The organism is Mesorhizobium sp. ZC-5 (genome assembly GCF_025753855.1).
GTDB lineage: Bacteria > Pseudomonadota > Alphaproteobacteria > Rhizobiales > Rhizobiaceae > Neomesorhizobium.
On record NZ_JAOWPT010000008.1, the window covers coordinates 192,511 to 207,888 of the forward strand.

A 15,378-nucleotide genomic window follows, 5' to 3' on the forward strand; every position below is an offset into this window, starting at 1 on the left:
CTGCGCTCGGCACCTCTCCCCCATTTCAGGGGGGCGAGGAACCGCTGCCGAGATGTCGACGCCACTCCAGCCTTGGTTCCTCGCCCCCTCAAAGCGGGCGAGAGGTGTTTGCGAAGCAAACCGGAGAGGAGCTATTTCAAGTGCGATTGAACGGGATTTCCGCCGTTTCGCCCCTTCCCCAGGGCTCGCGCCTAGCTGCCGAGGATGGCGCCGCGGATCGTTGCGATGTTGCTGCGCATCATGTCGATATAGGTCGACGCCGGGCCGCTTTCGTCCGAGAGAGCGTCGGAGAACAGGGTGCCGCCGACCTTGAGACCGGTCTCGGCGGCGATCTGCTCGACGAGGCGCGGATTGGTGACGTTCTCGACGAAGATCGCCGAGGCCTTGTCGTCCCTGACCTGCCGGATCAGCGCGGCGACGTCGGCGGCCGACGCTTCCGCCTCGGTGGAAATGCCTTCCGGCGCCAGGAAGGCGACGCCGTACTGGTGGGCGAAATAGCCGAAGGCGTCATGCGAGGTGATGATGGTGCGCTTGTCGGCCGGGATCGACGCGACCGCCGCCTTGACCTCCTCGTCCAGCGCCTTGAGCTTTGCCGTGTAGGCCATGGCGTTGGCCTGATAGGTCTGGCAGCCGCCGGCATCGGCGGCGCAGAAGGCATCGGCGATGTTCTTCACATAGATCTCGGCGTTGGGGACCGACTGGAAGGCATGGGGGTCGATGTCGCCATGGTGATGGTGGGCCTCTTCGGAGGCCTCTTCCTCGCCCTCGTGATGTTCCTCCTGCATCTTGATCGTCTCGACGCCTTTCGCCAGCTCGACGATGGAAGCCTTGGTGGCGCTGGCGTCGACCAGGCGCTGCAGGAAGCCCTCGAACTGCAGGCCGTTGACCAGCACGACATCGGCGCCGGCCATGGCGACAGCGTCGGCGGGCTTCGGCTCGTAGACATGCGCGTCGCCGTCGGGGCCGACCAGCGTGGTGAGTTCGATGCGGTCGCCGCCGACATTTTGGGCGAAGTCGCCGATGATCGAGAAGCTGGCGACGACTTTGAGCTCGGCGGCCGAGGCGGGGAGGGCTGTAGCGGACATCAAGGTTGCGGCACCGAGTAATGCGGCGATGCGGAATTTCCTGTTCATGGACAAAATCTCCTGGCTGGAAAAATCAGGCGGTGCGGTGCCGGTGATGGCGCACGCGCGAACTGAGGATGCCGCGGGTGCCGGCGACGATGGAAGCGAGGTAGACGGCGCCCGCCGACAGGATGATGGCGGGTCCGGATGGCAGCGAGAAATGGTAGGAGAGAAGCAGACCGGCGACGCAGGAGACGGCGCCGATGACGACCGCCAGCGCGATCATCGGTTCGAGCCGCACCGTCCAGAAGCGCGCGGCGGCGGCCGGCAGCATCATCAGCCCGACGGAAAGCAGCGTTCCCAGCGCCTGGAAGCCGCCGACCAGATTGAGCACGACCAGCGCCAGGAAGATGAAATGCACCGGCGTGCCGAAACGGCTGACCGAGCGCAGGAACAGCGGGTCGAGGCATTCGGCGACCAGCGCGCGCCAGAAGATCGCCAGCGTGACCAGCGTTATCGCGGCAATGACGCCGATCAGGGTGAGCGCGGCATCGTTCAGCGCCAGCACGGTGCCGAACAGAACGTGCATCAGGTCGACGCTGGAGCCGCGTATCGACACCATCAGGACGCCGAGCGCCAGCGAGATCAGGTAGAAGGCGGCCATCGAGGCGTCTTCCTTCTGGATGGTGAAGCGGGAGACCGCGCCCGCGCCGAGCGCCACCACGACGCCGGCGATAAGGCCGCCGATGGTCATCGGCACGATGTTGAGGCCGAACAGCAGGAAGCCGGTCGCCGCTCCCGGCAGGATGGCGTGCGCCATCGCGTCGCCGGTGAGGCTCATGCGGCGCAGCATCAGGAAGACGCCGACCGGGCAGGAACTCAGCGCCAACGCCAGCGAGCCGTAGAGCGCGCTGCGCATGAAGGCGAAATCGGCGAACGGGGCGATCAGGAAATCATACATGGTTCAGGCCTTGCCGCTGCCGGTGTGGAGATGCTCGGCGGGGCCGTCGTGATGGTGATGGTCGTGATGGGAATGATCGTGGCCGTCATGGGCGTGGTCATGACTATGCGCATGCGCGTGATCGCCGGTCTCGGGCGCGTCGCACCATGGCGCGTCGTCGCTCCATGCCTCGTTGAAGCGGCGTGCCTTGAGCAGGTTTTCCGGGAGCAAGGTTTCCCGGGTCTCGCCCCACGCGACGGGATGGCGCGCCAGAAGCAGGGTTTCGGGGAAATGCGCCCGCACCAGGTCGAGGTCGTGGACGACGACCATCACCGTGCGGCTCTCGCCGTGCCAGCGTTTGATCAGCTCGATCAGGTCGCCGACGGTCTTGGCGTCGACCGCGTTGAACGGCTCGTCGAGCAGGATCAGGTCGGCGTCCTGCACCAGGACGCGGGCAAACAGGGCGCGCTGCAACTGGCCGCCGGACAGCGTGTCGATGGGGCGGGCTTCGAAGCCTTCCATACCGACCGCCATCAGCGCTTTCGACACGCTGGCGCGGTCCTCGGCGGTGAAGCGGCCGAGCAGGCCGCGCTTCGGCCACAGGCCTAGCGAGACGAGATCGACCACGCGGGCGGGAAAGCTGCGGTCGATCTCGGATTGCTGCGGCAGGTAGGCGACGCGCGCGCCGTTGCGGCGCAGGACCTCGCCGGACATCGGCTCGAGCACGCCGACGATGCCCTTCATCAGCGTCGACTTGCCGGAGCCGTTGGGACCGACGATGGCCGTCAGCGAACCACGCGCGACGGTGCCGTCGAGGTGGTGCACCGCCGGGTGGCTGTAATAGCCGAGCGTCAGGTCGCGGAAGGTCAGGCTGGCTTCGGTCATGCGGCGTCCGGTAGATTTCGGGACGCAATGTCGCGCCCGGCTGGAACTGGATATGTAACGTTATTACATATGTCAATCGAAAACGTAATGTTATTGTGTATCGCCGCTGAGAAGGTTATGCAGAGGCAGCCGGGAGCCGAATGATTTGAGTACCGTCGACCTGACCAAAAACCAGACGCTGGTGCTGAACGCGCTGTCGCGCGCCGGCGGCCCGCTCAGCGCCTACACGATCCTCGACCAGCTGCGCGACGAGGGGTTCCGCGCACCGCTGCAGGTCTACCGGGCGCTGGAGAAGCTTTTGGAGCGCGGTCTTGTGCATCGGCTGGAAAGCCTCAACGCCTTTGTCGCCTGTGCGCACGACCATGACCACGCGCACGGGCTGACCGCCTTCGCGATCTGCGAAAAATGCGGCCAGGTTTCGGAGTTTTCCGACGAGGTGGTGGAGAAGCGGCTGAAGGACTGGGCGGGCAAGAGCGGCTTCCACGCCACCAAGACGACGATCGAAATCCGCGGCGACTGCGCGAACTGCGCCTAGGTTTTCAAAATTATCCTTGAAGCACGGTCCCTTCCGAAGGAATGGTGCCCTGAGAACCCGGAAGTCCCGCTCTCGACAGCATTTCAAGGAACCGTGAGTGATGATGGTCTTTCACGTAGCGTGGCACAAAACCGGGTGAGACATTGCTCATATTGAGATGCGGGAGTTGCGTCAGGCAGTGATGGATGGCTCGCGAGGCCTCTGCACTGTTTCCTGTTGCCGATGCCGCCGCAGCCCAATGCAGGGCGCCCCGAACGAAACCTGGTTTCATCCGCACCACTTTGCGAGCAACTTCGAGAGCCCGTTGATCGCTCCCGCCGGCGAAGTGGGCCAATGCCATGCTGTGGTGACGCCAGAAGTCGGTGACATCAGGGGCTCCAAGCCGGATTGACTCATTGGCCTCGTGCAGTGCCTCGTTTACCTGCCCGCGCAAGGCGTAGAGTTCCGCGAGATCCCCGTGAGCAATGGGATAGCTTGGATTGAGGCTGATTGCGTGGCGGCATTCGACAATCGCTTCGTCTATGCGGCCGTCACATTCGAGAGCGAACGACAATACGCAGCGGGCGATCTCGTCGTCAGGCACCGCCTGCACCGAAGCTTCCGCGAGCCGTAAGGCAAGGTCGATGTGCTCCTGCCCTGCCGGAAGCGCCCCGAGGGCAAGACCCACGGATGTTGCGACAGACAGCGTCCGCATGGCGCGTGCGTTGCCCGGCGCAATCGCAATTGCCTCCTCGGCAAGCTTTATGGCGATCGATGCCGAGTCCCGGTTCATTTCATAAAGCTTGGTGAGGGCTTCGTTCACCAACCTGCGGACCTCGGGGCTGCCGGGCGGGCTCCTGTCGTGAACTCTTCTGCGGCTCAGGTGCAACTCGATACTGAGCGCGGACACGACAGACTGTGCGATCCCGTCCTGGAATTCGAGCCCTTCCTGGGACCGACCGTCGAACCTTTGCGCCCAGACATTTTGACCGTTGCCGGCATCGTTGAGCTGGATGTTCACCCTCAGTTCGCTGCCGGATCGCTGCACGGTGCCGTTCAGGATATAGCGACCCGCGCTTGTGCCCCATATTCTCGCGGTGTCCAGGGTTCCACCATCCTGCCCGATGGGCGGCAGGCCTGAAATCACGACATAGTTGCGCTGCTGGGAAAGCGCCGTGGTGATGTCCTGAACGAGCCCCTTAGCGAAATAGTCGTCGCTTCGCTCTCCCGTCAGATTGACAAAGTCGGCGACGCCGATGGACGGGCGCCCGAAGCGCTGGCCAGCCGGAACGCCAATTGCCGGCTGCCCTTGGATGGAATTTGAACCCGCATCGGCAGCCGAATGCAGGGATTGCCACAAAGCTCGCGTCTCCGGGCTTACATCGACGTCAAATTCCTTCTTCAGCATGCTCCTGCAAGTCTCGTATGTCCGCAAAGCCCTGTCGCGCCTACCGCAAGCAACCAGCAATTCCATCTTGAGCCGGTAGGATGCTTCCCTCGTCGGTTCCATTGCCAGAAGCCGATCGGCCAAGACCAGCCCGGCTTCCACGTCTACGAGACGGGCAAGTCTTTCGAAGGATTCAAGCGCGCAGTCCAGCAGCCTGTCGCGTTCCAGGGCTGCCCAGTCGTCGAACATGTTGCTTCCCAGATAGAAGCCGTCGAGAAACGGCCCGCTGTAAACCGCCAGAGCCGTTTCGAGTTCTTGCGCAGCGCGGCCAACTAACCCCGCTTCAAAGTCGTCAACATCAACTGCAACCGCATCCGCCCTCAGGTGGATCATATCCTTCCGGGATTCGACGATATCCACGCCTGCCCGCATCAGGTCCCGGCGCAGAACGCTGAGGGTCTGCCGCAGGCTGTTGCGCGAATGTTCGCCATCGCTGTCGCCCCAGAGCAAGTCGGCCAGCTTTTCCCTCGGCGCCGCCATGCCCGGACATCGGGCAAGGTATGCGATGATGGCAGGGCCCCTCTTGCCGGCCAGCCAGATCTGACCGTCCCGTTCTCTTTCGACTCGGAAGCCGCCGAAAAGAAAAATTCTGAGTCCGGCAATGCGGTCGTCAGTCGGCATTTGGGCTTGGGACCATTGTATTAGCGAAATACTAATTCAAAAATAACGCCGCACAAGCCATGCCGTCCAGTGTCCAAGCGCCGTCGTGACGGCAGTTCAACTAAAATTCCGAAAGAATAACCGGGCAGAACGCTGACAGAACAACCGGTCGGAGCCAGCAATGGGGGCAAATCTACTCTCGGTAGCAGCGAGGACACTTGCGGCTTCAGTGTTTTGGGGTTTGCAGGCACATGCCACCGAGGTCGATGTCGCGATCGTGTTCGCGGTCGATATCTCGTCCTCGATCGATCCAGCCCTAGCCGATCTGCAGCGCGAGGGACATGCCGCGGCACTCACTTCGCCCGAAATCGTTTCGGCCATTGCCCGCAACTATCTAGGTTGCATCAGCGTGGCTTATTTTGAGTGGTCGAGCCCCGGACGCGGACAGAACGTGTTGCCCTGGACAAGAATCTGCGGGCCTGAGGATGCCGAAGCTGCCGCATTGGTGATCAGGGACAAGGGCGACACCGGCTTCAGCCGCAGGGGCCGGGGTGGAACATCCGTTTCCTCAGCCATCGACGTCGGAAGCCTGCTCCTTGACCAGTTTCCCGGAAAAGCGGCCCAAAAGGTGATCGACATCTCTGCCAACGGCGAGAACAATGACGGGCTGCCCGTTCACGAGAGCAGGTTGAAGGCGATAGCCAAAGGATACACGATCAACGCGATCGCGATTCCGGCGCAAGACGAGAACCCTGACTATCGGTTGGCAACCTACTTCACCGACAATGTCATCGGCGGCCCTCAGGCCTTCGTGATAACGCCGAGAGACACAGGCGACTACGTTGCGGCCCTCCGCCGGAAACTGGTGACCGAAATAAGCCTGAACGCTGATCCATATCCCCCATCCGAGAACTGACGGATAACTTTGGCGAAGGGCTGATGGCCTGTCCAAGCACGCGGAATTGCTGGCCTCCGCCGACGGGTTGCGCCGCATCCGGGCCGATGGCTTTCGAGTTTTTCCCGCCGAGCGGTGATCCGTGTTTAACTACCGGCGATTCCCTTCCGTCGCCCGGTCCACGCCATGTCGTTGTCAGACTTCGTCTACCGTCCGTTCGAGACGCTCATCCGTCCGCTGGACATTCCCTATGCGCCGCTGCCGGCAAGCGGACCATTCGCGCTGGTTCTGCATTTCTCGCGGATGTTCCGCGGCGTGCTCGTCGCCATTGCCGTCCTCATGATGGCGGTCGAGGGCGTCAACCTCGCGACCATCTGGGGCACGTCCTTCATCGTGGACGGGGTGACCGCGAAGGGCGCGGCGACCTTCCTTGCGGAAGACTGGCCGACACTCGCGATTCTCGGCGTGCTGATTTTCCCCGTGCTGCCGCTGCTCATCTTCCTCGGCAATACGCTGGCCTCGCAGGTCGTGGCGGTCTGCATGCCGGCGGCCATGCAATGGCAGGGCCACAAGGCGGTGGAGCGCCAGGACCTTGCTTTCTTCCACGACCTGTTCGCCGGCCAGGTGGCGACGCGCATCTCGCAGGTCGCCTCCGCGGTGCAGCAGCAGATCGTCGTCGCCTTCTACAGCGTGCCGCTTTTCCTGGTGCAGTTTGTCGGGTCGCTCACATTGCTTGCAGCACTGTCCTGGCCGCTGGCGCTGCCGGTGCTGGTCTGGATCGCGGCGAACGTCACGCTCGCAGTGGTGGCGGTGCCGCAATATTCCTCACGGTCGCGCCGGACGGCGCGGGCGCGCAGCCTTGTCGTCGGCGCCATGACCGACCTCTACAGCAACATACAGATGGTCAAGCTGTTCGCGGCGGAGGACAGCGAGGCGGGCACCATGCGCAGCTTCATGGGCGACGTCATCGAGACCCAGCAACGCGAGAGGCGTATCCATCTGACGACCGACAGCGCCGTCGTCTTCTTCAACGTCATGCTGGTGCTTAGCAACGCGGCCGTCGGTCTATGGGGCCTCGTCGCCGGCTTCGTCACGATCGGCCAGTTCGTCGCCTCGATCGCCATCGTCGGGCGCCTCAACGCCAATTCCCGCACCTTCCTGCAGATGGGGCAGCAGATATTCCAGGCAGTGGGCACGATCCGCGACGCGATGCCGGTGGTGACGACGCCTCCGACCATAACCGACGCGCCGAACGCCAGGCCGCTCTCTGTGTCGGCCGGAGAGGTCGAGTTCGAAAACATTGCCTTTGAATACCGGCAGGGCCAGGGAGTGATTGAAGGCCTGTCGCTCACCGTGCAGGCGGGCGAGAAGGTAGGGCTCGTCGGCCTGTCCGGGGCCGGCAAGTCGACGCTGGTCAGCCTGCTCTTGAGGTTCTTCGATCTGAAGGGGGGAGCGATCCGCATCGACGGTCAGGATATAAGCAGCGTGACCCAGGCCAGCCTCAGGGAAAGCATCGGCGTCGTCACCCAGGATGTGTCTCTGCTGCACCGCTCCGTCGGCGACAACATCCGCTACGGCAAACCCGACGCCTCGCAGCAGGAGATAGAACGCGCCGCAGCACTTGCCGAAGCCGATGGCTTCATCGCCGGCCTCAAGGACGGCGAAGGCCGCAGCGGTTACGACGCTTTCGTCGGCGACCGCGGGGTGAAACTTTCCGGCGGCCAGCGCCAGCGCGTGGCGATTGCCCGGGTGCTGCTGAAGGATGCGCCGATCCTTGTTCTCGACGAGGCGACATCCGCGCTGGACAGCGAAGCCGAGGCGGCGGTGCAGGACAAGCTCGCACTCCTGATGGAGGGCAAGACGGTCATCGCGATCGCCCACCGTCTCTCGACGATTGCCAGCATGGACCGAATCGTCGTGCTCGACGAAGGCCGCATCGTCGAGGAGGGAACGCCGTCCGCGCTGCTCGAACGCGACGGGCTCTACGCCCGGCTGTGGAAGCGGCAGACCGGCGGCTACATCGCAGACGCCGTCGAAGAGACATGAGCCATCTCACGTGCGCCGGAGGTCCTTGCCGCCGTGCGACGGCTCGGAAGGCGCTGCCGTCATTTCATCAGATATCTGGCTACAGCCTCGTAAGCCGGCAATGAGGTCGGGTCGTTGGCGGCGTTGCTGGCCAGGGGGTTGGATGCGAACCGCGCGATCACCATGCGGGCGGTCGGGTCAATGTAGATCGCCTGTCCGTGCACGCCGCGCGCCATGAACGCGCCGTGCGCGTTGTGGGAAATCCACCACATGCCACGGTAGCTCCAGCCCTTGAGCAGGGGATATCCGCCCTTCGCGAATGCAACCTTGTCGCCGCCGGCCCGAATGCGCTCGATCGCGGCTTCCGGTACCAGCCGCTGGCCGTTGATCGTGCCGCCGTCGAGCAGCAACTGGCCGATCCGCGCCATGTCGCGCAACCCGGCATTGAGGCCGCCGCCCGCGTAGGGTGTGCCAATGGAATCGACTGTGAGATAGGCATCCTGCTCGGCGCCCATCCTGCTCCAGATACGCTCCGAAAGGAGGTCTGAAACCGGTTTGCCGGCGACCCGCGCGATGATCCAGCCGAGCGCGTCGGTGTTGATTGTCTTGTAGCCGAACGCCGCGCCGTGCTCGCCTTGCTTGCGAACGGTCTGGAGATATTCGAAATAGCTGCGCGGACCGGTGTAGTCGGCCGGCTTTGGCAGCGGGTTGCCGGCAGCGCCATATTTCCAGACATCGGCTTCCGGATCGGCATAATCCTCGCTGTATTTCAGCCCGGTGGTCATTTCGAGCACCTGCCGGACGGTTGCGTCGCCGAAAGCGCTGGCTGCCAGTTCCGGAACGATGGTGGCGACCTCGGCATTTTCGTCCAGAGCGCCTTCCGCAACGAGCATCTCGCCGAGCAGCCCGGTCAGCGATTTGGTCACCGACATGGCGCCATGCTGGCCGGCATCATCGAGGCATCCGGAGTAACGTTCATAGACCACGACGCCCTCATGCAGGACGACAATGCCGTCGGTATAATTGGCCGCGAGCGACTGCGCCCATGTCATCGGCTTGTCGCTGCCGAGCGGGGTGAATGTCAGACCGTCGATGGTGTCGTCGATCTGTCGCGGCAGGGGCGTCGGCGCCCCCAGCCCGCGACTGACATTGACCGTCGGCATCAACTGGCGGAAATGGCAGACGGTCCAGCGCATCTTTGGAAAGCTGAAATAATCGGGATCAGTGAAGCGGATGATCTTGTCGGGCGGCGGCGGCGAACCGGCCATCCAGCCGAGTTTCATGGGATCGGACTCTTCCGCGGTCATCGTCTTCCCCTCCTGCGCATGAGACATCGTGGGCAGCATCGCTGCCCCGAAGGCAAGAGCGGCCAGCATGGATCTCCCCCACCGTGCCACCCGACGGGCCGTTGCGCCGGCTTCAGAAATTGACGACGACATTGGCAAACCCTCCTGTCCAGGTTGGGGCGTCGGCTTGGACGACAGAGTCGATACCCGGTCCGGGAAACGAAGCGCTCAGCCCGACCGTGAGATAGGTATTCGGGTTCAGTACGCGGTTGTATTCGAGAAAGATGTCATCCGAGAGATGATGGTTGGTGACCCCCGCAACAGGGCTTGGCACGCCGCCGGACGTCTCGACGCGCGTGCCCTGGCCGAACTGGATCGGGCTGAGCAACTCGTTGGCGCGAATATGCGCGTAGCGCAACGTGAAGGTATCGCGTTCCGTTGGGGTGACACGTAAGCTGACCTGATATGAACTCACATTGGAGTTGATGAACACCATCGATGACTTCGATCCGGTCGACCAGTTGCTTGGGCTGCCTTCATAGAAAAGCGGATCGAAGCGCTCGAGCCTGGCGGTGGAGGGATCGTCACCCGAAAATGTCTGATACGAGAGGGCAAGCGTCGGCGACCACGCAATATCCGCAAAGACGTATCCCACATGGGCGCGTCCGGCCCAGGCCGACATGTCAATGCGGTCGTTCCATTCATAGGCGAATTCGGCGCCGGCGAAGAAATTTTCGGAAATTTCCGGGAATGGCGTCCCGATGGCGTAGGCATTGACGAAGTTCAGGCCGTCGCGGCCGTCGGGCAGGATAGTCGGCGGCCCGATCCCGTCCGGTGCCGCTTGCGGATAGGGCGAGGTCGATTTCAAGACGTGGCCGAAGGTGACGCCGGTAAAACTGTCGGGCGTCCAGTCGTATCGCAGATCGGTGCCGATCAGCGTCGTGCCGCTGCTGCTGCCGGGCAGTTCGTTGGGCCGCAGGTAAAATACGGTTCCGTTGAGATCGTCGTAGGAGAGCGTTCCAAGCGCGGCCATTTCCCAGGCCTTGCGCGGTCCGAATTTGAGCGCTCCACGCTCGAACCCGCTGTTGCCGCCGTTGGCGATCAGCATGCCGGTGCCGGCCTTGAATTCGCGCGGACCGAGCGAAACGTCGAATGACAGGTCCTTGTCCGCGGTCGAGCGAAAGCCGAGATAGCCTTCCTCGAGTGTGATGCGGCCGGTGTTGCCGATGTCGTAGGCATCGATGCCGAGCGTGCCGGAAACGACGATCGATCCCTTGCCATATCCGGTGAGATTGCCGCCAAGATCCGTGGTGAAGCTGAGGCCGGGTTTCAGGTAACCCTCCAGCCACTGCTTGTTGGGGTCGAAATCCGACGACGGCGCGAACGTGTCGGCGAAATTCCAGAACAGGTTGTTTTCGGCCACTGCGTTCAGTCCGGCCTGCAAATGCGCGCGCACGGTCAGCCTGTCATTGTCGAGCAGGAGCATCCGGTCTTCGGCGCGCGAAGCAGTGGACGCGAGCAGGATAGCCGCAAGAAGCACTACCCTTGTTGTCGATGGATGGCGGCGTCGCATCATCATCCAGGGTTGAGATTGCAATTCCTGCCGGACCGCCTGAGCGGGTAGGCTCCCGCCACCATACACGGGAACCGGTGCGAAAGAGGCTCTTTCTTTTGAACTGGCCAGGATTGACGCGAGGGATGCGAACCAGCTTCCGCTGACGGAAAGCTTCCCACCGCTCTGGACCATGGGAAAAATGCGCCGAAGCCGCTAGGAGAGGGCCGTTCTTCAACAGCGGCGGCTTCAGCATGCGATATATCGACACCGACATTGCGATCATTGGGGCGGGCATTGCCGGCGCCGGCGTTGCGGCGGAACTGGCTGGCGATTTCAAGGTCGTGCTGATCGAGCAGGAAGACCGGCCGGGTTATCATTCGACCGGGCGTTCGGCGGCGACCTTCATTCGCAATTACGGCAATGCCACGATCAGGGCGCTGAGCCGCGCCAGCGCGCCGCTGTTCGAAGGCGCCGACCGGACGCTGTTTCCGCAGCCGCTGCTCGTCCAGCGCGGCCTGCTCTATGTCGCCGACGCCGATGGCCTGTCCAAGCAGGCCGAACTGCTGGCTTCCGCCGACGGGTTGCTTGAGATCAGCGCCGCGGAGGCGGTGGCGAAGGTGCCGGTGCTGCGGCCCGAAAAAATCGCGGCGGCCGCCTATGAGGAAGACGCACAGGACATCGATGTCGCGGCATTGCACGAGGGCTGGCTGCGCAAGGCGCGCGGCGGCGGCGCCGAAGTGCTGACCAAAGCGCCGCTGCTGCGGGCATTGCGGGAAGGCGGCAAGTGGGAAATCGAAACGCCGACAAGCCGCATCCGGGCCGACATCCTGGTCAATGCGGCAGGCGCCTGGGCCGATCGTGTCGCCAGGGAGAGCGGGGTCGAGCCGCTCGGTCTGACGCCGATGCGGCGCTCGATCGCCGTGGTGCCGGCGCCGCAGGGGCTGGATATAATGGGCTGGCCGCTGGTCGCCGACGCCGCCGAAGGCTGGTATTTCAAGCCGGATGCCGGGAAACTGTTCATCTCTCCGGCGGAGGAAATTCCGGTCGAACCGCACGATGCCTTCGTCGACGACATGGTGATGGCCGAAGGGCTCTACCGGTTCGAGCAGGCGGTGGATGTGCCGGTAACGCGGGTAGAGCGCAGCTGGGCGGGGTTGCGCACATTCGCCCCGGATCGCACTCCGGTGGCGGGTTTCGATAGCACGGCGGAGAACTTTTTCTGGCTTGCCGGACACGGCGGCTATGGAATCCAGACGGCGCCGGCCTTGTCACATCTGGCCGGACAGTCGATAAGGCGCACGAACCTGCCGGACGATCTTGCGGCGCTGGTTCCGGCGCTGTCGCCGGACCGGTTCCGCAGTTGAACACCTTATAGTTAAACACCAAAGCAGAGAAGGAAATTGCCCATGAGCATCCGCCGCATCGAAGCCGGTCCCCGCATGAGCCAGGCCGTCATCCACGGCAACACCGTCTACCTGGCCGGACAGGTAGGCACGCCGGGCAAGAGCGTCGCCGAGCAGACCGGGGATGTCCTGGCGTCGGTCGACCGCCTGCTGAAGGAGGCCGGCTCGGACAAGTCGAAGATCCTGCAGGCGATCATCTGGCTGGCCGACATGGCCGATTTCGCCGAGATGAACTCGGTCTGGGACAAGTGGGTCGACGGCCCGAACGCGCCCGCCCGCGCCACTGGCGAAGCCAAGCTGGCGACGCCGGAGTACAAGGTCGAGATCATCATTACCGCTGCGGTGTGATTTCTTCTCGCTGAGAACGGAGCGCGACGTTGCCGCCTCCCTCTCCCTTGTGGGGAGGGATATAGGGTGGGGGTAGATGCCCGAACACTTGCGCTTCAAGGTACCCCCACCCCTAACCCCTCCCCACAAGGGGGAGGGGGACAAAGTCCTTGCTCGGGAGAGGAAAGCTAACCCTGCGAGGGCGTGAATCGCGCCACCAGCGCGTGGCTGTCGCCGGCGTAGGTCAGGCGCACATGCGTGACCGGTTGGTCGGCGCTCCACGTCCGGCGCTCGATGACCAGGCAGGCGGTGCCGGCCGCGATGCCAAGGGCGGCGGCGGTGGCGGCATCGGCGCCGACGGCGCGGATCGCGTGCTCGGCCGCGTTCCATGGCACGCGGCTGACCAGCCACGGTCCCGGTGCCATCTCGGCAAAGCTTTCGTCCGCAACCTCCGGCACCGCCGCCAGGCTTATCAGCCGATCTTCCAGACAAAAGGGGCGGTCGCCCGCGAAATGCCGGCAGGAAAGCTCCAGCACGGTGCTCGGCAGCGGCACGTCGAGACGGACCAGATCGGCGCGCGTCGCCTTTCTCTGCAGCCGGGTGGCGAGTTCGTAGCGATAGGGCAGGCCGAGCGCGTCGACCTCAGCCTTGATGTCGTGGATTTCCAGGATAGCCGACTGCAATTGCGGCCGCCGCACGAAGCTGCCGGAGCGTCGGCGGCGCTCGATGAGGCCGGCATTCGCCAGTTGCGACAGCGCCTTGTTCACGGTCATGCGCGAGCAGCCGTACTGGGTGGTCAGTTCGTGCTCGAACGGGATGCGGTAGCCGGGCGGCCACTCGCCCGACAGGATGCGGTCGCGGATATCGCCGAGAATGCGCTGGTAGAGCGATACCGGCTCGCCGCCTGCTTCCTCCTCCCGCAACGTTTCCATGTCGGCCATATCATCCGTCCTGACGCGGCGCGTCTCAGGCAACCCTTATCTCATGAGCCGGCGAGTTCCAGCATGGTCGCGCGGAATTTCGCGGCGATGGCGTCGCGCCGGTGGTGGCGACCGGCTTCGACCAGCTTCCTGCCGCGCACCCAGGCGCAGTCGACGCCGGTGCCGTTGGCGAAAATCCACGCGTCGAGGACGGCGTCGCCGGATTTGCCGGCGAGCGACGGCCGCGTGGCATCCAGCGAGATGAAATCGGCCGGCGCGCCGGCCATCAGTGCCGGCAGGCCGGTGCCGAGGGCCGCGCCTCCGCCTTCCAGCGCCGCCTCGAAAAGCGCCCTGCCGGTCGAGCCGCCGGCTACCGACAACACGTTGCGGGCGCGCAATGCGAGGCGCTGCGAATATTCGAGCTGACGCAGCTCGTCGGGCAGACCGATGAGCACATTGGAGTCCGAGCCGATACCGAAACGGCCGCCATGCGCGATGAAGGCGGGCGCGGCAAAAGTGCCGTCGCCGAGATTGGCCTCGGTGATGGGGCAGAGCCCGGCGATCGCGCCGCTCTCGCCCATCTGCCGTGTTTCGGCGTCGGTCATGTGGGTGGCATGGATAAGGCACCAGCGGGCACCGACATCGGCGTGCGACAGCAGCCATTCGACCGGCCGCACACCCGACCAGGCAAGGCAGTCGTCGACCTCCTTCACCTGTTCTGCGATATGGATATGGATCGGGGCATCGCCGGCCATCCCGGTGACGGCGGCAAGCTCTTCCGGCGTCACCGCGCGAAGACTGTGCGGGGCGACGCCGACGACGGCGCCTGCGAGGCCGGTCGCGGCGGCGCGGCAGCCGTCGAGCAGGTGCGCAAAACTGTCGAGGCTGTTGATGAAGCGGCGCTGGCCTTCATTGGGAGCGGCGCCGCCGAAGGTGGAATGGGCATAAAATACGGGCAGAAGCGTGAGGCCGATGCCGGTCGTGGATGCGGCAGCCGCGATGCGCTCGCCCATCTCGGCGATGTTCGCGTAAGGCTTTCCGTCACGGTCGTGGTGCAGGTAGTGAAATTCGCCGACACGGCTGAAGCCTGCTTCAAGCATCTCCACGTAGAGCTGGGCCGCGACGGCCTCGACCTGGCCGGGTGTCATCGACAGGGCGAACCGGTACATCACCTCGCGCCACGACCAGAAACTGTCAGCCGACGGCCCGCGCACTTCTGCCAGTCCCGCCATGCCGCGCTGGAAGGAGTGGCTGTGGAGATTGGGCATGCCGGGCAGCAGGATGGCGTGGCGTTCATCGCCGGACCGGGGCGCGACGCCGGTTTCGATCGTGGCGATGCGGCCGGCCTCCGCCGTCAGCCGCACGTCGCGCTGCCATCCGTTCGGCAGCAGGGCCTGGTCCGCGAAAACCGCTGTCACTGGCTTTTCCTCCGTACCGTCAATGCCGCAGCATAAAGCCCTTGCGTCATGCGTTGATATGTATATACATAAAAGCAACGGGATGGAAACGGAAAAGAT

13 protein-coding genes are annotated in these 15,378 nt (G+C 64.0%); 5 read left to right on the forward strand and 8 right to left on the reverse strand.

Annotated features, from left to right (window positions below; all coding sequences use genetic code 11):
• Positions 1–191: 191 nt before the first annotated feature.
• The 3 genes from aztC to aztA are packed head-to-tail and all read right to left on the reverse strand — an operon-like array spanning position 192 to position 2,889.
• Entirely contained in the window at positions 192–1,133 is a 942-nt protein-coding gene (gene aztC, locus OHD58_RS20785) for a zinc ABC transporter substrate-binding protein AztC (RefSeq protein WP_412177258.1), read from the reverse strand.
• 25 nt (positions 1,134–1,158) lie between these two features.
• Positions 1,159–2,025 carry a zinc ABC transporter permease AztB gene (gene aztB / locus OHD58_RS20790; RefSeq protein WP_263805324.1) on the reverse strand — a complete coding sequence of 289 codons (867 nt, stop codon included), beginning with the start codon at positions 2,023–2,025 and terminating at the stop codon, positions 1,159–1,161.
• Positions 2,026–2,028: 3 nt separating this feature from the next.
• Positions 2,029–2,889: a zinc ABC transporter ATP-binding protein AztA gene (gene aztA / locus OHD58_RS20795; RefSeq protein ID WP_263805325.1), complete on the reverse strand. Its 861-nt coding sequence runs from the start codon at positions 2,887–2,889 to the stop codon at positions 2,029–2,031.
• A gap of 145 nt (positions 2,890–3,034) precedes the next feature.
• On the opposite strand from aztA, the gene OHD58_RS20800 reads away from it, so the two are divergent.
• Positions 3,035–3,424 (forward strand): Fur family transcriptional regulator, encoded by a 390-nt coding sequence (locus OHD58_RS20800; protein WP_263805326.1) that lies wholly within the window; start codon positions 3,035–3,037, stop codon positions 3,422–3,424.
• A gap of 10 nt (positions 3,425–3,434) precedes the next feature.
• Here the strand turns inward: OHD58_RS20800 and OHD58_RS20805 are convergent, their stop codons facing one another.
• The gene (locus tag OHD58_RS20805) at positions 3,435–5,471 is read right to left on the reverse strand and encodes a BTAD domain-containing putative transcriptional regulator (RefSeq protein ID WP_263805328.1); all 2,037 of its coding nucleotides are present in this window, start codon (positions 5,469–5,471) and stop codon (positions 3,435–3,437) included.
• 160 nt (positions 5,472–5,631) lie between these two features.
• Here OHD58_RS20805 and OHD58_RS20810 point away from each other — a divergent pair, with 160 nt between their 5' ends.
• Both OHD58_RS20810 and OHD58_RS20815 read left to right on the forward strand, forming a co-directional pair.
• Positions 5,632–6,366, forward strand: a complete 735-nt coding sequence (locus OHD58_RS20810; protein ID WP_263805329.1) for a DUF1194 domain-containing protein — start codon at positions 5,632–5,634, stop codon at positions 6,364–6,366.
• Positions 6,367–6,531: 165 nt separating this feature from the next.
• Positions 6,532–8,391 carry an ABC transporter ATP-binding protein gene (locus tag OHD58_RS20815; RefSeq protein ID WP_263805330.1) on the forward strand — a complete coding sequence of 620 codons (1,860 nt, stop codon included), beginning with the start codon at positions 6,532–6,534 and terminating at the stop codon, positions 8,389–8,391.
• 59 nt (positions 8,392–8,450) lie between these two features.
• On the opposite strand, the gene OHD58_RS20820 is transcribed toward OHD58_RS20815, so the two are convergent.
• Positions 8,451–9,677 (reverse strand): serine hydrolase domain-containing protein, encoded by a 1,227-nt coding sequence (locus tag OHD58_RS20820; RefSeq protein ID WP_412177262.1) that lies wholly within the window; start codon positions 9,675–9,677, stop codon positions 8,451–8,453.
• A 112-nt stretch (positions 9,678–9,789) separates the two neighbouring features.
• A complete protein-coding gene (locus OHD58_RS20825; protein ID WP_263805331.1) occupies positions 9,790–11,196 on the reverse strand; it encodes an alginate export family protein in 1,407 nt (468 codons plus the stop codon).
• Positions 11,197–11,462: 266 nt separating this feature from the next.
• On the opposite strand from OHD58_RS20825, the gene OHD58_RS20830 reads away from it, so the two are divergent.
• Together OHD58_RS20830 and OHD58_RS20835 are read left to right on the forward strand one after the other, a co-directional pair.
• On the forward strand, positions 11,463–12,575 hold the full coding sequence (locus OHD58_RS20830) for an NAD(P)/FAD-dependent oxidoreductase (protein WP_263805332.1): 1,113 nt from the start codon (positions 11,463–11,465) through the stop codon (positions 12,573–12,575).
• Between the two features lie 42 nt (positions 12,576–12,617).
• The gene (locus OHD58_RS20835; RefSeq protein ID WP_263805334.1) at positions 12,618–12,962 is read left to right on the forward strand and encodes a RidA family protein; all 345 of its coding nucleotides are present in this window, start codon (positions 12,618–12,620) and stop codon (positions 12,960–12,962) included.
• A gap of 167 nt (positions 12,963–13,129) precedes the next feature.
• Here the strand turns inward: OHD58_RS20835 and hutC are convergent, their stop codons facing one another.
• On the reverse strand, positions 13,130–13,873 hold the full coding sequence (gene hutC, locus OHD58_RS20840; protein ID WP_412177263.1) for a histidine utilization repressor: 744 nt from the start codon (positions 13,871–13,873) through the stop codon (positions 13,130–13,132).
• A 50-nt stretch (positions 13,874–13,923) separates the two neighbouring features.
• Positions 13,924–15,279, reverse strand: a complete 1,356-nt coding sequence (locus OHD58_RS20845) for a formimidoylglutamate deiminase (RefSeq protein ID WP_263805336.1) — start codon at positions 15,277–15,279, stop codon at positions 13,924–13,926.
• Positions 15,280–15,378 lie beyond the last annotated feature (99 nt).